Raw genomic sequence first — 14161 nt, forward strand, 5'->3', positions numbered from 1 at the left:
ACGTCTTCTTCAGGTTTCTTGCCGCTCGACGCGGTTCTTCAAAATGCCGATCTTCTCGACCTCGAGCTCGATCGTATCGCCATGCTCGAGAAACCAGCCGAGCTCGAGGCCGCAGCCATTGCCGACCGTGCCGGAGCCGATGAATTCACCGGGCATCAGCGTCTCGTCCTGGGTGACGTGGGCGATGATCTCCTCGAAGGAAAACAGCATGCCCTCGGAGACGCCTTTGGAGCGGGTCTCGCCGTTGACGCGCGCTTCCATCTTCAAACGATAGGGATCGCCGATCTCGTCCGGCGTCACGATCCAGGGACCCATCACGTTGCCGCCGTCAAAACTCTTGCCCTTGGCCGGGCCGAGCCGCCCCTCCATCTCGATGCGCTGGGCGTCGCGCGCGGAGAAATCGTTGAAGATGGTGTAGCCGAAGATGTGATCCCCAGCCTTCGCAGGCGTGATGTTCGCTCCCTTGTTCCTGGTGATGATCCCGAACTCGAGCTCGTAGTCCATCACCTTGCTGTAGCGCGGCCATTTCACCGTGGTGTTGGTGCCGCGGACGCTGAAGCGGTTGGTGATGTAGTAGATCGGCTGCTTGCGATAGACCTCGGGCAGCTCGCCGAGTGGCTCGGCGTCGATGCGCGCCAACTCCGCCATGTCGCCCCTGGCGCGTGCGGCGAGCTTCCGCTGCCCGCGCGGCGCCTGCAGGATGTGCAGAGGAAACGACATGCCGTCGCGCATCTGCCGGGGCTCCGGCACCGGCGCGAGGATGTCGACGGCGCTGACTGCCGCCGACAGCGTCGCGTCCTGGCCGTGCTTGTCCAGCAGGGCCCGGGCAGAATCGAGCGCGCGGGGACCTGCGTCGATCAGCGCCAGCATCGAGGCGAAGGCCGGATCGGCCCCGCCGCCCCGTGCGGCCGCGGCGGCGAGGTCGAACACCTGGCTGTCATTGGCGTGGACGGCGCCGATCTTCTCCTGACCGGCCGATCTGAACGTTGCGAGCTTCACCTTGGGCACCCCTTGCTATCGTTCATAATATATGATCAGATAAAATATCGATAAACAAGCCTGAAAAATACAAACTGGGGAGAGCGCGGTGAGGCGAACGCAGATAAGCAGCATGCTGGCAGGTCTCACGCTCGGCGTCGGGGTGTCGGTTGCCTTGACGCCGACAGCGCTGGCGCAGGCCAAGATCCAGATCGGCTGCACCGCGACCTCGGACTGCGCTTCGGCCATGGTCGCGGTCGACGAAGGCATCTTCAGAAAGCACGGGCTGGACGTCGAGATGACGCCGATCGCGATCAACTCCAACATCCCGGCGGCGATCCTGTCGAACTCGATTCAGGTCGGCGGCCCCACCTCCACCGTCTTCCTGCAGGCCGTCGACGGCGGCCTCGACCTGGTCGCGATCGCCGGCGCCTCGGTCATGAACCCGACCTCGAACACCGCGATCGCGGCGTTCGTCCGCAACGGCATCACGATCAAGGATCCCAAGGACTTCACCGGCAAAAAGGTCGGCGCGCCCGGCCTGAACGCCTTCCTGCACGTGCTGTTCGTGAAATGGCTGGTCGAGAAAGGCGTCGATCCCCGAAGCGTCAATTTCGTCGAAGTCACCTTCCCGACCATGGCCGACATCATCAAATCAGGCGGCGTCGATGCCGTGCTCACGGCCGAGCCGTTCGTCACGCGCATGAGCAATGCGGGGCTCGGCTCGGTCGGCGCGCGCTACGGCGCCGAGCTCGGCCGTACCGATCCGATCATCTTCTATGCCGCATCGCGCGACTGGGCGGAGAAGAATGCGGCGAATGTGAAGAAATTCCGCGAAGCCATCGCGGAGGCCGCAATCATCGTCAACAGCGACCCCGAGAAGGCCTCGGCCTCGATCGCCAAATTCACCAAGCAGCCGCTCGATCTCGTCAAGGCGACGCCGCCGAACCAGTCCGAGCCGAACCTCAAGCCGCAAAACCTCAGCTGGTGGATCGAGGTGATGTCGTCGCAGAAGATGCTGCAATCAAAGCTCGACACCGCGAAACTGGTGCTGAACTAGGGATATCGACGATGCCTGCTCCCGAGCGCACTCTCGAACGCCCGCCGGCTGAGACTGGAACCCTGAGCGAGCGCGCCGCAAGCCTGATCGAACAGGACATCCTGGCCGGAGATCTCGCGCCGGGATCGCGGCTCGGCATCATCGACCTCGTGCAGCGCTACGAGATCGGCGCCACCCCCTTGCGCGAAGGCCTGTCGCGGCTGATGTCGCGCGGCCTGATCGTCGGCATCGGCCAGCGCGGCTTTCGCGTCGCCGAGGTCAGCCGCGAGGATCTCGCCGACATCACCTGCATGCGAACGGCGATCGAGATCGAGGCGGTCAGGCTCGCCATCCTCCACGGTGATGTCGCCTGGGAGGCCGGCATCGTCAGCGCGCTGCATCAGATGCGCCGGCACATCGAGCGCACCGGCAACGAATTCCGCGAGGGCGCGGCCGATTTCGACCGGCTGCACAAGGGCTTTCACACCGCGCTGCTCGCCGCCTGCGGCTCGCGGCGCATGCTGGCCGCCCATTCCGACCTCTACGACCAGGCCTACCGCTACCGCCGCGTGATGATGAGCGCCATCGACAGCGGCGAGGGCTTCATCCGCAGTCACCAGATGCTCGCCGACCATGTGCTCGCCCGCGACGTGGCCGCCGCGCAGAAGATGCTGGCGGCGCATCTGCACTCGACCATCAAGTTCGTCTATCCGGAGATGCGCGGGGAGCAATCATGAGCGTCGTTGCCAAGCTCATTGAGGCGCGCGCCGCGCGGCGGCAAAAAGCGCTGATCGCGTTCAATGCCGCGACGCTGCGGCTCGGCGGCAAAACCATCATCGAGAATCTCGATCTTCAGGTCCGGCCGGGCGAATTCCTCTGCATCGTCGGCGCCTCCGGCTGCGGCAAGACCACGGCGCTGCGGCTCGCCGCAGGCCTCTATCGCCCCACGAGCGGCGCGGTGACGTTCGACGGCGAAGAGATCACCGCGCCGCGGCGCGAGGTCGCGATCGTGTTCCAGGATTACGGCAAGGCGCTGTTGCCGTGGCGGACCGCTTCCGGAAACATCTCGCTGGCGCTGGAAGCCTCGCACGTGCCGGCGCGCGAACGCGGCGCGCGCATCGATGCGCTGCTGCGCAAGGTCGGCCTGCCCGGCCATGCCGACAAATATCCGACCGAGATGTCGGGGGGCATGCAGCAACGCCTGCAGATCGCGCGCTGCCTTGCGCAGGAGCCGACCACGCTGCTGATGGACGAGCCGTTCGGCGCGCTGGATGCGATGACGCGGCAGGGCTTGCAGGACGAGGTGCTGTCGCTGACGCAGGCGAGCCAGACCACCGTGATCTTCGTGACCCACGATCTCGACGAGGCGATCTATCTCGGCGACCGCGTCATCGGCCTGTTGCCGCATCCGGGCCGGATCGGGATCGAGCTCGACGTCGACCTGCCGCGTCCGCGCGACCAGCTCGCCACCCGCGAGCAGCCGGAATTCCTGCGGCTGCGCCGGCAATTGTTCGACTTCATCAAGGCGACCGAACATTGAGCCTCGACCGCACGAAGCCCTTGTTGCTGCCGCTGGCGCTGATGCTGGCGTTCGAGCTGTGGGCACGCCTCGCCCATCTGCAAAGCGACAGCCTGGCGCCGCCGAGCGCAATCCTCGCGGCGCTGGCCAATGCGCTTGCCGATCTCTCGATTCCGATCGCGACCCGCGACACGTTGTTCGCCGCCTTTGCAGGCCTTGCGATCGGCAGCGCCATCGGGCTTGCGCTCGGCATCGCCTTCGGCATTTCGCGTCCCCTCGACCGGCTGATGGAGGTGACGGTCGAGGCGATCCGCCCGATTCCCTCGATCGCGCTGCTGCCTATTGCGTTGATCGCGCTCGGCTTCGGCTACCGCATGGAGATCGTGATCGTGGCGTTCGCCTGCGTCTGGCCGATGCTGATCCTGACCCGCAGCGCGGTGCGCAGCATCGAGCCGCGATTGATGGAAGTGTCGCGGGCCTTGCGGCTGAGCGCGCCGCAACGGATCGCGAAGATCGTGATCCCGGCCGCACTGCCGCGGATCTTCGTCGCCTTCCGCCTGTCGGCCGGCATCGCCCTGATCGTCGCCGTCACCGTCGAGATCGCGATCAATCCGATTGGCCTCGGTGCCGGCATCATGCTGGCGCAGCAGGCGCTGCGCGCCGACCTGATGCTCGCCTATCTCGTTTGGATCGGCGTGATCGGCTACGCGCTGAACATCCTGTTGATCACGGCCCAGCGCCGCCTGTTCGGCCGCGCCGCGCTTGCCGGAGACAATCCATGAACCGCGCGGCGATCCTCTGGCGTGCCGCCAGCGTCCTCGTCGCAGCCGGCTTCATCGCGGCGTGGCAGCTCATTGCCAATCTGAAGCTGGTCTCGCCGGTGTTCCTGCCCGGTCCTGACAGGGCCTGGGCCGCTTTGGTGCGCGGCTTTTCGAGCGGTGATCTCGCGGGCAAGCTGATCGGCACGCTGGAGCACATGGCCTATGGCTGGTTCGCCGCCTCGATCGCGGGCATTGCGCTCGGCGCGCTGATCGGTTCGTCCAAGATGATGCGCGCCTATGTCGCGCCCTCGCTGGAATTCCTGCGGCCGCTGCCGGTCTCGGCGATCATCCCGGTGGCGATCGCGATGCTCGGGCTGACGCAAGGCATGGCGCTGTTCGTGATCGCCTTCGGCGCGATCTGGCCGATCATGCTCGCAACTATTCACGGCTTTGCCGCAGTCGAGCCGCGGCTGTATGAGGTCGCCCGCTCGCTGCAGATGTCGCGCACCGCAATCATCGCCAAGATCGCCCTGCCCTCGGCATTGCCGGATATCCTCGCGGGCATGCGGCTCAGCCTGACGGTCGCGCTGATCCTCTCGGTCGTCTGCGAGATCCTGGCCGGTCTCGATGGCCTTGGTCACTGGGTCCTGCTCTCGGCGCGCGCGTTCCGATCCGCCGACCTCTTCGCCGGCGTCATCCTGCTCGGCGCGACCGGATATGTGACGTCGATTGCGATGTCACTGGTCGAGCAGCGGCTACTCGCCTGGCAGACCGCGGCGAGATAGCGCGGCGATCCCATCGCCAAACAAAAACGGCCCGCATCAAGCGGGCCGTTGTCGTCTCGGATCCGGTCAATCCGAATTTGGTTGCGGGGATAGGATTTGAACCTATGACCTTCAGGTTATGAGCCTGACGAGCTACCGGGCTGCTCCACCCCGCGTTAAACCTTTGCGCGCCTTCGGTTAAATCCTGGGGACGGTCGGTTGAGGCCGGCGCTGGTCGCGCTGGCTTGCCGCTTCCGTCCCAAAGGCTTCCTTGGAAGGCGACCCCCGGGCAATGCCCGTCGGGTGCGGGGGGTATGTATCAAGGCGGGCTGCCTTTGGAAAGGGCTGCGGGAACGTTTTTTTCGACTTTGTGACAGGGGGATGAGCGAATTTCCGCGCCGTTCCGCGCGCTCTTGCCAGAAGTTCCACAAAGGACCAGCTTGCGGCAACAAGATGAGGGGCGAAAACGCCTTGGGTCATTCCGGGGCGATGCGCAGCATCGAACCCGGAATCCATTTCGCAGCACGTTATGCGGCTCAATGGATTCCGGGTTCGCGCTTCGCGCGCCCCGGAATGACGAGAAATGGGGGGCTAATATTGACCGACACATTCGATTTCGTCGTCGTGGGCGCGGGCTCGGGCGGCTGCACCGTCGCAGGTCGGCTGTCGGAGGATGCGCCGACATCCGTCGCGCTGCTCGATGCGGGCGGACGCAACGACACTTGGCGGATCACCACGCCATTCGGGCTCGCTTTGCCCTATGCCGCGGCCAACTGGGCCTTCGATACCGTGCCGCAGAAGGGCTTGAACGGCCGCATCGGCTATCAACCGCGCGGCAAGGGCCTCGGCGGATCCTCGGCCATCAACGCGATGGTCTACATCCGCGGCCACAAATGGGATTACGACCATTGGGCCGCGCTCGGCAATGCCGGCTGGTCGTATGCGGACGTGCTGCCCTATTTCAAGCGGTCGGAGAACAACGCCGATTTCGACGGCGAATATCACGGCAAGGGTGGCCCGCTGCACGTCAACAGGCTGCGCTCGGACAATCCGATCCATGACGTCTTCCATCAGGCCGCGCGCGAGGCGCAGTTCCGCATCCGCGAGGACTTCAATGAAGAGGACCATGAAGGGCTCGGCAGCTACCAGGTAACCCAGCGCCACGGCGAGCGCTGGAGCGCGGCGCGCGCTTATCTGGCTCCCCACATGGACAAGCGGCCGAATCTGCGGGTCGAGACCGGAGCGCAGGCAACGAAGATCCTGTTCGAAGGCGGGCGCGCGGTCGGCATCGAATATGTGCAGGGCAGACAAAAGAAGCAGATGCGCGCCCGCCGCGAGGTGATCCTCGCCGCCGGTGCCTTCCAGTCGCCGCAGCTATTGATGCTGTCGGGAATAGGCGACGGCGATGCGCTTGCCGCGCACGGCATCGGCGTCGTGCATCACCTGCCGGGCGTCGGGCGCAATCTGCAGGACCATCCGGACTTCGTGTTCGTCTACGCCTCCGACTATCCGCACTTCGTTCACGCCTCGATCAGTCGGCTGCCCTCCCTGCTGCGCGGCATCCAACGCTATCGCCGCGAGCGGCGCGGCGTGATGACGACCAATTTCGCCGAATGCGGAGGCTTCCTGAAAACCCGGCCTGATCTCGACGTGCCGGACATCCAGCTCCACTTCGTCATCGCGATGCTCGACGACCACGGCCGCAAGAAGCACAAGGAGGCGGGCTTCTCATGCCATGTCTGCCTGCTCAGGCCGAAGAGCCGCGGCAGCATCTGGCTGAAAAGCGCCGATCCACTGGCAGCACCGATGATCGATCCGAATTTCCTCGGCGAGGAAGAGGATGTCGAGAGGATGGTCGCCGGCTTCAAGACGACGCGGCGTCTGATGGAGACGCCTGCGCTGCGAGCGCTACAGAAGAAGGACATGTTCACGTCCGGCGTGAGAACGGACGACGACATCCGCGCCATTCTGCGCGCGCGGGTCGACACCGTCTATCACCCCGTCGGCACCTGCAAGATGGGTGCGGACACGATGGCGGTGGTCGATCCGGCATTGAAGGTCCATGGGGTCGGAGGATTGCGCGTCGTCGACGCCTCGATCATGCCGACGCTGATCGGCGGCAACACCAATGCGCCGACCATCATGATCGGGGAGAAGGCGGCGGATATGATCAAGGGTGAGATGCGGTAGCATCGCCTTGCGTCATTGCGAGCGCAGCGAAGCAATCCAGAATCCCTCCGCGGAAAGACTCTGGATTGCTTCGCTGCGCTCGCAATGACGATGTGGATAGGGCGGCGAATACACGTTCAACTCAGCAAAAACCCGCCGTCCACCGTCACCACGCTCCCCGTCATGTAGCGCGACGCATTCGACGCCAGCAGCAGAATCGCGCCGTCGAGATCGGACTCGGCGCCGACGCGGCGTTGCGGGATGCGTTTGGCGAGGCGCTCGCCTGATGGCGTCGACCAGAAGGCGTGGTTCATCTCGGTATCGATGTAGCCGGGCGCGAGCGCGTTGATGCGGATGTTCTGGCCCGCGAGCTCCAGCGCCATCGCTCTTGTCGCCTGGATGATGCCGGCCTTCGAGATCGCGTAAGGCGAGAGCGCCTTCAAGACGCCGGTGCCGAGCACGGAAGCGATGTTGACGATGTTGCCCGGCTGCTTGCGCGCGATCATGCGGCGCGCCACTTCGGTCGCGAGAAAATAGGCGCCCTTGAGATTGGCGCCGATCACCGCATCCCAATCCGCCTCGGTCTGCTCGGTCGCGAGCTTCTCGATGGCGATGCCGGCATTGTTGATCAGCACGGTGACGGGACCGAGCGCGGCTTCGGCGGCATCGACCGCCTTGGCGATCGAGGCGGTGTCGGTGACGTCGAGCGCGACCGCCGCGGCGCGGCCGCCCTTGCCGCGGATTTCCTCTTCCAGGCTCTTCAATTTGTCGGTCTGCCGTGCGGCGAGCGCGACGGCCGCGCCATGCGCCGCCAGCATCCGGGCAAATTGCCGGCCCAGCCCCTGGCTCGCACCGGTGACGAGGATGGTTTCTTTACTGACGTCGAATAGGTCTGACATGACGCGTTCCTTGCGCGGTTCCCTTGAGCTTTGGAGCCACCAATACAGACGATTTTAGCGATCTGAAACCGGAATGATCGGCTCGGCGTTCATTCGTTCCGTCGAGGCAGGGCTTTCGCGCATGAACAGTTTCGATCTCGCCGTCTACGCCGCGCTCGCCGTCGCGGTCGGCTTGGGCTTTCGGACCGGGCTGCTGCGCAGCGCCATGACCATCCTCGCCTATCTGCTCGCGGCGCCGATCGCGGTGGCGCTGATGCCGCTGATCGCACCGCAGATCGCCGGCAATCCGAACTCGCCGCTGCTGCAAAACTGGATCTGGTTCTTCGCCATCTTCGTGGTCGTCGGCATGCTGTTCGGCCAGATCGGCCGCATTGCGCTGAACGACACGATCGGCGAGGCCGGCATCGGCGACCGGCTCGGCGGCGCCGCGCTCGGCGCCGCCAGGGTCGGCCTCGTCGCCACCACCTTGGTGCTGGTGTTCGACCAGATCGTGCCGACGAACCGCCAGCCGCCCTTCCTCGCCGGCTCGCATCTGCGGCCGCTGTTCTCGACCGTGGGCCAGATGGGCTTCAAGTCGCTGCCGCCAGAAGCCGCCGCCGCAATCGATCGCCTCAAGCAGGAGCGGCGGATCTAGTCCGCTTTTGCATCACCCGATCGCGCGCCATGCATTTTGGTGCGAGCCCCTCCCTTATCAGCGGCGTCGCACTTGGCTAGAGTGCGGCCCGTCCAAAACCTGCCTGATAGTTACGGGAGTGAAACAGTGGATCTTGGGATCAAAGGTCGCCGCGCCATCGTCTGCGCATCCAGCAAGGGCCTCGGGCGCGCCTGCGCCATCTCGCTGGCGGAGGCCGGCGTTCACGTCACGCTGACCGCGCGCGGCGCCGAAGCGCTGAAGAAGACGGCCGATGAGATCCGCAAGGCCTATCCCGACGTGACGGTCACCGAGATCGTCGGCGACATCACGACGCCGGCGGGCCGCGAGGCGGTGCTGAAGGCCTGCCCCGAGCCCGACATCCTGATCAACAATGCCGGCGGCCCGCCGCCCGGCGATTTCCGCAACTGGACCCGCGACGACTGGATCAAGGCGATCGACGCCAACATGCTCACCCCGATCGAGCTGATCAAGGCGACCGTGGACGGCATGATGGCGCGCAAGTTCGGCCGCATCGTCAACATCACCTCGGCGGCGGTGAAGGCGCCGATCGACATCCTCGGCCTCTCCAACGGCGCACGCGCCGGCCTCACCGGCTTCATCGCCGGCCTGTCGCGCAAGACAGTCATCAATAACGTCACCATCAATGGCTTGTTGCCGGGCCCGTTCGAGACCGATCGCCTCACCGGCACCGCGAAGGCCGAGGCCGACAAGCGCGGCGTCAGCCCTGAGCAGATCCTGGCCGAGCGCGCCAAGCTCAACCCCGCCGGCCGCTTCGGCCAGCCCGACGAGTTCGGCTATGCCTGCGCCTTCCTGTGCGGCGCCAAGGCCGGCTTCATCACCGGACAGAACATCCTGCTGGATGGTGGTGCTTTCCCGGGGACGCTGTAACGCATCATCGCAGGTGTACTCCCTCGCCCCATTCTTACGGGGCCGCGACGAGCTTCGCTCGCGCTGAGAGGGTTGGGGTGAGGGGCTCTCTCCGCAAACACGGTGACAGTCGGACTCGCGGAGAGTCCCCCTCACGCGGCGCTTCGCGCCGACCTCTCCCCGCAAGCGGGGCGAGGTAAGATCATCACCGCTGCTTGGTCGGCTCGTCCTCATCCTGCTGGCTCGGAGCGGAGGAATCGGCGGTGGTGCGCTCATCGGTCCAATCGACGCCGAATTCGTCGAGGCCGTTCGCAAGCAGGTCGCCCAGCATCGGCTCGCCGAGCAGATAGTGCACGGTTTCGCGGCGCGGGCTGCTATACTCGCGCCGCGCCTCCACCGCGCGGGCGCGCAGATCGTCCCATTCATCGATCGAGCCGTCGCCGCGGCCGAGCCAGGTCAGCGCGACGAGATCGAGTTGCTCGTCCTCGTTCAAGGCGATCATGAAGCTTCCGAGCTCCTGGACGACAGGGTCGGAGCCGTCATCGTCGAGGACGTCCATCATATCGTCATCGGCCGCGTTCGAGCCGGAGTCGGGATCAGAAGCCCCCTCCTTGACGTCGAATTCGCGCGCCTTCTCGATGATGAAGGCGACCTTCTCCGCGGAAATCGCAAGCTCTGGCATGGCTTCCCCTTCGGCGTCTGTCTCGGGTTCCGGCGATAACGCCGCACCGCGTCAGATGATCCATTGCGCTCGATGGCAGAAAATGTGCATGTTCCAGCGCAAGAGCAAGAATACGGGGAGGCGCCGGATGCAGTGGAAGGTCGGCAAGGTCAGGATCACGAAATTCGTCGAAATGGAGACGGTCGGCTCGACCCGCTTCATCCTGCCGGCAGCCACCAATGACGAGATCCAGAAGCTGCCCTGGCTGATCCCGCATTACGCCACAGAAGAAGGCCGACTGAAGATGTCGATCCATTCGCTCGTGGTGCAGACACCCTCGCGCCGCATCGTGGTCGATACCGGCCTCGGCAACGACAAGCAGGGCCGCAGCGTGCCCACCTGGAACAACCGCAGCTCGCCGTTCCTGGAGACGATGATTGCGGCCGGCTTTCCGCCCGACAGCATCGACACCGTGCTGTGCACGCATCTTCACGTCGACCATGTCGGCTGGAATACACGACTGGTCGATGGCCGATGGGTGCCGACCTTCCCGAAGGCGCGCTATGTCTTCGGCAAGACCGAATATGAGCATTGGCGTGAATACACGGCCGAGCCGGACAAGGTCGCGGTGTTCAACGATTCCGTGAAGCCGGTGGTCGATGCCGGCCAGGCCGAGCTGATCCCGAGCGACCACCGGCTCTGCGAGGAGATCAAGCTGATTCCGACCCCCGGTCACAGCCCGGGGCATATGAGCGTCCTGATCGAATCCGACGGCGAGCAGGCGCTGCTGACCGGCGACGTCGCCCATCATCCGTGCCAGATGGCGCATCTGGAGTGGTGCTCGACGGTGGATACCAACCCCGCGCAATCGGCGGCAAGCCGGCGCGCGGTGTTCTCGCGCTTCGCCGACACGCCGACGCTGGTGATCGGCGGGCACTATTCGGCCGGGCATATCAAGCGGGATGGGGACGCGTTCAGGTTTGTGGCGCTGCAATCATAGGCTTCGCAGGGTGGGCAAAGCGAAGCGTGCCCACCGGTCCGGGCTAACTGGAAGAGATGGTGGGCACGGCGCCTTGCGCCTTTGCCCACCCTACGAGCGCCGGAATCGGGGGGCTGCAATGCGCCGCTTTTGAGCGGTTGAATTTCCTGCCGCCCTGTTCCAAGAAGCTATTCAACCGATCGGTCCAATCTCCAGGGAGAAACGAGAATGAAGCTTGTTCGTTATGGCGAGAAGGGGGCGGAAAAGCCCGGCCTGATCGACAGATCCGGCCAGTTGCGCGACCTGTCGGCGCATGTGAAGGACTTCACGGGTGAGGCCTATTCGCCGGAATCTTTGAAGAAGCTGGCGGCGCTCGATCCCGCCTCGCTGCCCGCCGTCTCCGGCAAGCCGCGGTTCGGCGCGCCCGTCACCGGCATCTCGAAATTCATCGCGATCGGCCTCAACTATTCCGATCATGCCAAGGAGACCGGCGCGGAGATCCCGAGCGAGCCGATCATCTTCATGAAGGCCAACACCTCGCTGTCGGGCCCGAACGATCCGGTCGAGAAGCCGCGCGGCTCGACCAAGCTCGACTGGGAGGTCGAGATCGCCGCCATCATCGGCACCCGCGCCAAATACGTCTCGGAAGCCGACGCGCTGAACCACGTCGCCGGCTATTGCGTCTGCAACGACGTCTCCGAGCGCGCCTTCCAGATCGAGCGCCTGGGCCAGTGGACCAAGGGCAAGTCGCACGACACGTTCGGCCCGCTCGGGCCGTGGCTCGCGACCAAGGACGAGATCAAGGACGTGCAGAACCTGTCGATGTGGCTCGACGTCAACGGCCAGCGCCGCCAGACCGGCTCGACCAAGACCATGATCTTCTCGATGGCCAAGTGCATCTCCTATGTCTCGCAGTTCATGACGCTCCTCCCCGGCGACGTCATCACCACCGGCACCCCTCCCGGCGTCGGCCTCGGCATGAAGCCGCCGACCTTCCTCAATGTCGGCGACGTCGTGACGCTCGGCATCGAAGGTCTCGGCGAGCAGCGCCAGGAGATCATCGCGGCGTAAGCCTCCGCCCTCTCCCCGTCATTGCGAGCGAAGCGAAGCAATCCAGAATCCCACCGCGGCGACACTCTGGATTGCTTCGTCGCCAGCGCAAAATTGCTTTGCAATTTGTCGCGGGCTCCTCGCAATAACGAAAACCAATTGCCGGTCACCGCGCAGGACATTCCCATGAAGCTCACCTTCTCCCCCGCCTCGCCCTTTGCCCGCAAGGTGCGCATCGCTGCGATCGAGCTCGGGCTGATCGACAAGATCGAGCTCGTGCCCGCGAGCGTCGCGCCGGGCACGGCCAACGAGGACTATTCGAAGATCACGCCGCTGAAGAAGCTGCCGGTGCTGATCACCAACGACGGCGACGTGATCCTGGATTCCTACGTCATCGTCGAATATCTCAACGAGATGGCCGGCGGCAGCCTGATCCCGGATTACGGCCCGCGGCGCTGGAAGGCCAAGACCAATCACTCGCTGATCAACGGCATGCTCGATTCCATGCTGCTGTGCCGCTACGAGAAGATGGTGCGGCCGCAGGGCCTGCAATGGCAGGCCTGGTCGGACGATCACTGGAACAGGGCCTGGACCGGCATGGCGCGCTTCGAGAACATGCCTGACGTGCTGAACGGCCCGTTCGACATCTCGCAGATCGGCCTCGTTTGCGTGCTCGGCTATGCCGACTTCCGCTTCGCCGATTGCGGCTGGCGCAAGGCCTATCCGAAGCTCGACGCCTTCCACCAGAAGATGCTGGAGCGGCCCTCGGTGAAAATCTCGGTGCCGCCGCCCGCATAAAATTTCGGGAGTTCTCATGAGCCTCAAATTCTCGGTCGGCGATCTCACCATCCATCGCGTCATCGAGCAGGAGACCTCGTTCGTCCCGGCGCTGGAAATGCTGCCGGGACTGACGGCGGACGTGCTGGCCGAGAACCGGGCCTGGATGCGCGAGGCGAAGGCGCTGGACGAGCAGGACGTGCTGCTGCTGTGCTTCCAGTCCTACGTGGTGAAGACACCGCACCACACCATCCTGGTCGACAGCTGCATCGGCAACGACAAGCTGCGCCCCAATCGGCCGAAATGGAACATGAAGACTGACGACACGTATCTGCGCGGCCTCAGCGCCGCCGGGTTCGGGGTCGACGACATCGACTTCGTGATGTGCACACATCTGCATGTCGACCACGTCGGCTGGAACACGCGGCTTCAGAACGGCCGCTGGGTACCGACCTTCCCCAAGGCGCGTTACATCTTCGCCAAGCAGGAATTCGATCACTGGTCCGAGCAGAATGCGAAGACGGAGATCCCGCCTTTCGCTGACAGCGTGTTGCCGGTGGTCGAGGCTAACAGGCACGAGCTCGTCGGCAACGACCACGAGATCGGCGACCACGTCCGCATCCTGCCGACACCCGGCCACACGCCCGGCCATATCGCCATCACGATGGGCCGCGGCAAGGACGATGCGGTGTTCTCCGGCGACCTCATGCACTCGCCGCTGCAGACGCTCTATCCGGAGCTGTCGATCAAATTCGACGTCGATCCGGCTGCAGCCGCGAAAACGCGCCGCAGCTTCCTGGAGCGCTATTGCGACACCGACACGCTGTGCTGCACGGCGCATTTTCCCTCGCCGTCGGTGGGGAAGATCCGGCGCAAGGGCAACGCGTTCGTGTGCGCGGCGGTGTGATTTAGCCGAGCTCGCACGGCGAACTCCCATCCTCCCCTGGAGGGGGAGGATCGGTTCGCATGCAGCGAAGCGGAATGCGAACCGAGGTGGGGTGACGGTCTATCCTCGTTGAATACTGCCCGAGTGGAGAGATCAC

At 64.8% G+C, this 14161-nt stretch carries 15 protein-coding genes and 1 tRNA gene; 12 read left to right on the forward strand and 4 right to left on the reverse strand.

Annotated features, from left to right (window positions below; all coding sequences use genetic code 11):
• Nucleotides 1–9 precede the first annotated feature (9 nt).
• Complete coding sequence (locus ACNJYA_RS35450; RefSeq protein ID WP_439403510.1) at nucleotides 10–999, reverse strand: fumarylacetoacetate hydrolase family protein; 990 nt, start codon at nucleotides 997–999, stop codon at nucleotides 10–12.
• Between the two features lie 112 nt (nucleotides 1000–1111).
• On the opposite strand from ACNJYA_RS35450, the gene ACNJYA_RS35455 reads away from it, so the two are divergent.
• From ACNJYA_RS35455 to ACNJYA_RS35475, 5 genes are read left to right on the forward strand one after another with little or no spacing between them, the layout of a single operon-like run.
• Nucleotides 1112–2038, forward strand: a complete 927-nt coding sequence (locus ACNJYA_RS35455; protein ID WP_439401623.1) for an ABC transporter substrate-binding protein — start codon at nucleotides 1112–1114, stop codon at nucleotides 2036–2038.
• Between the two features lie 11 nt (nucleotides 2039–2049).
• Nucleotides 2050–2754 carry a GntR family transcriptional regulator gene (locus tag ACNJYA_RS35460; protein ID WP_212260068.1) on the forward strand — a complete coding sequence of 235 codons (705 nt, stop codon included), beginning with the start codon at nucleotides 2050–2052 and terminating at the stop codon, nucleotides 2752–2754.
• Nucleotides 2751–3557 carry an ABC transporter ATP-binding protein gene (locus ACNJYA_RS35465; RefSeq protein ID WP_212260067.1) on the forward strand — a complete coding sequence of 269 codons (807 nt, stop codon included), beginning with the start codon at nucleotides 2751–2753 and terminating at the stop codon, nucleotides 3555–3557. Before ACNJYA_RS35460 ends, ACNJYA_RS35465 begins: the two co-directional genes overlap by 4 nt.
• Nucleotides 3554–4318: an ABC transporter permease gene (locus ACNJYA_RS35470; RefSeq protein WP_212260065.1), complete on the forward strand. Its 765-nt coding sequence runs from the start codon at nucleotides 3554–3556 to the stop codon at nucleotides 4316–4318. The genes ACNJYA_RS35465 and ACNJYA_RS35470 overlap by 4 nt, the downstream gene beginning before the upstream one ends.
• The gene (locus ACNJYA_RS35475) at nucleotides 4315–5082 is read left to right on the forward strand and encodes an ABC transporter permease (RefSeq protein WP_439401624.1); all 768 of its coding nucleotides are present in this window, start codon (nucleotides 4315–4317) and stop codon (nucleotides 5080–5082) included. The genes ACNJYA_RS35470 and ACNJYA_RS35475 overlap by 4 nt, the downstream gene beginning before the upstream one ends.
• 78 nt (nucleotides 5083–5160) lie before the next feature.
• Here ACNJYA_RS35475 and ACNJYA_RS35480 read toward each other — a convergent pair.
• Nucleotides 5161–5237 (reverse strand) — tRNA-Met (locus tag ACNJYA_RS35480).
• 421 nt (nucleotides 5238–5658) lie between these two features.
• Here ACNJYA_RS35480 and ACNJYA_RS35485 point away from each other — a divergent pair.
• On the forward strand, nucleotides 5659–7251 hold the full coding sequence (locus ACNJYA_RS35485; protein WP_439403511.1) for a GMC family oxidoreductase: 1593 nt from the start codon (nucleotides 5659–5661) through the stop codon (nucleotides 7249–7251).
• 116 nt (nucleotides 7252–7367) lie between these two features.
• On the opposite strand, the gene ACNJYA_RS35490 is transcribed toward ACNJYA_RS35485, so the two are convergent.
• The gene (locus ACNJYA_RS35490) at nucleotides 7368–8129 is read right to left on the reverse strand and encodes an SDR family oxidoreductase (RefSeq protein WP_439364730.1); all 762 of its coding nucleotides are present in this window, start codon (nucleotides 8127–8129) and stop codon (nucleotides 7368–7370) included.
• Between the two features lie 121 nt (nucleotides 8130–8250).
• Here ACNJYA_RS35490 and ACNJYA_RS35495 point away from each other — a divergent pair, with 121 nt between their 5' ends.
• Together ACNJYA_RS35495 and ACNJYA_RS35500 are read left to right on the forward strand one after the other, a co-directional pair.
• A complete protein-coding gene (locus tag ACNJYA_RS35495; RefSeq protein ID WP_439364731.1) occupies nucleotides 8251–8763 on the forward strand; it encodes a CvpA family protein in 513 nt (170 codons plus the stop codon).
• Between the two features lie 126 nt (nucleotides 8764–8889).
• The gene (locus ACNJYA_RS35500; RefSeq protein ID WP_122405833.1) at nucleotides 8890–9672 is read left to right on the forward strand and encodes an SDR family oxidoreductase; all 783 of its coding nucleotides are present in this window, start codon (nucleotides 8890–8892) and stop codon (nucleotides 9670–9672) included.
• A 184-nt stretch (nucleotides 9673–9856) separates the two neighbouring features.
• Here the strand turns inward: ACNJYA_RS35500 and ACNJYA_RS35505 are convergent, their stop codons facing one another.
• Nucleotides 9857–10333, reverse strand: a complete 477-nt coding sequence (locus ACNJYA_RS35505; protein ID WP_439364732.1) for a DUF3775 domain-containing protein — start codon at nucleotides 10331–10333, stop codon at nucleotides 9857–9859.
• Nucleotides 10334–10460: 127 nt separating this feature from the next.
• On the opposite strand from ACNJYA_RS35505, the gene ACNJYA_RS35510 reads away from it, so the two are divergent.
• The 4 genes from ACNJYA_RS35510 to ACNJYA_RS35525 all read left to right on the forward strand — a co-directional run bounded on the left by ACNJYA_RS35510 (nucleotide 10461) and on the right by ACNJYA_RS35525 (nucleotide 14025).
• Nucleotides 10461–11312, forward strand: a complete 852-nt coding sequence (locus tag ACNJYA_RS35510; RefSeq protein WP_439364733.1) for an MBL fold metallo-hydrolase — start codon at nucleotides 10461–10463, stop codon at nucleotides 11310–11312.
• Between the two features lie 207 nt (nucleotides 11313–11519).
• Nucleotides 11520–12362 carry a fumarylacetoacetate hydrolase family protein gene (locus ACNJYA_RS35515; protein ID WP_260381086.1) on the forward strand — a complete coding sequence of 281 codons (843 nt, stop codon included), beginning with the start codon at nucleotides 11520–11522 and terminating at the stop codon, nucleotides 12360–12362.
• 165 nt (nucleotides 12363–12527) lie between these two features.
• Nucleotides 12528–13139, forward strand: coding sequence for a glutathione S-transferase family protein (locus tag ACNJYA_RS35520; protein ID WP_212260054.1), 612 nt, complete (start codon nucleotides 12528–12530; stop codon nucleotides 13137–13139).
• A gap of 16 nt (nucleotides 13140–13155) precedes the next feature.
• On the forward strand, nucleotides 13156–14025 hold the full coding sequence (locus tag ACNJYA_RS35525; protein WP_439364734.1) for an MBL fold metallo-hydrolase: 870 nt from the start codon (nucleotides 13156–13158) through the stop codon (nucleotides 14023–14025).
• The last annotated feature ends 136 nt before the right edge of the window (nucleotides 14026–14161 follow it).

Source organism: Bradyrhizobium sp. BLXBL-01, assembly GCF_051853025.1.
In the GTDB taxonomy this organism is placed as follows: Bacteria; Pseudomonadota; Alphaproteobacteria; order Rhizobiales; family Xanthobacteraceae; genus Bradyrhizobium.

Bases quoted from the DNA above. Each gene is read 5' to 3' on its own strand.
- ACNJYA_RS35455 (WP_439401623.1), top strand. From the start codon at position 1,112: ATGCTGGCAGGTCTCACGCTCGGCGTCGGGGTGTCGGTTGCCTTGACG.
- ACNJYA_RS35460 (WP_212260068.1), top strand. From the start codon at position 2,050: ATGCCTGCTCCCGAGCGCACTCTCGAACGCCCGCCGGCTGAGACTGGA.
- ACNJYA_RS35465 (WP_212260067.1), top strand. From the start codon at position 2,751: ATGAGCGTCGTTGCCAAGCTCATTGAGGCGCGCGCCGCGCGGCGGCAA.
- ACNJYA_RS35475 (WP_439401624.1), top strand. From the start codon at position 4,315: ATGAACCGCGCGGCGATCCTCTGGCGTGCCGCCAGCGTCCTCGTCGCA.
- ACNJYA_RS35490 (WP_439364730.1), bottom strand. From the start codon at position 8,129: ATGTCAGACCTATTCGACGTCAGTAAAGAAACCATCCTCGTCACCGGT.
- ACNJYA_RS35495 (WP_439364731.1), top strand. From the start codon at position 8,251: ATGAACAGTTTCGATCTCGCCGTCTACGCCGCGCTCGCCGTCGCGGTC.
- ACNJYA_RS35505 (WP_439364732.1), bottom strand. From the start codon at position 10,333: ATGCCAGAGCTTGCGATTTCCGCGGAGAAGGTCGCCTTCATCATCGAG.
- ACNJYA_RS35510 (WP_439364733.1), top strand. From the start codon at position 10,461: ATGCAGTGGAAGGTCGGCAAGGTCAGGATCACGAAATTCGTCGAAATG.
- ACNJYA_RS35515 (WP_260381086.1), top strand. From the start codon at position 11,520: ATGAAGCTTGTTCGTTATGGCGAGAAGGGGGCGGAAAAGCCCGGCCTG.
- ACNJYA_RS35520 (WP_212260054.1), top strand. From the start codon at position 12,528: ATGAAGCTCACCTTCTCCCCCGCCTCGCCCTTTGCCCGCAAGGTGCGC.
- ACNJYA_RS35525 (WP_439364734.1), top strand. From the start codon at position 13,156: ATGAGCCTCAAATTCTCGGTCGGCGATCTCACCATCCATCGCGTCATC.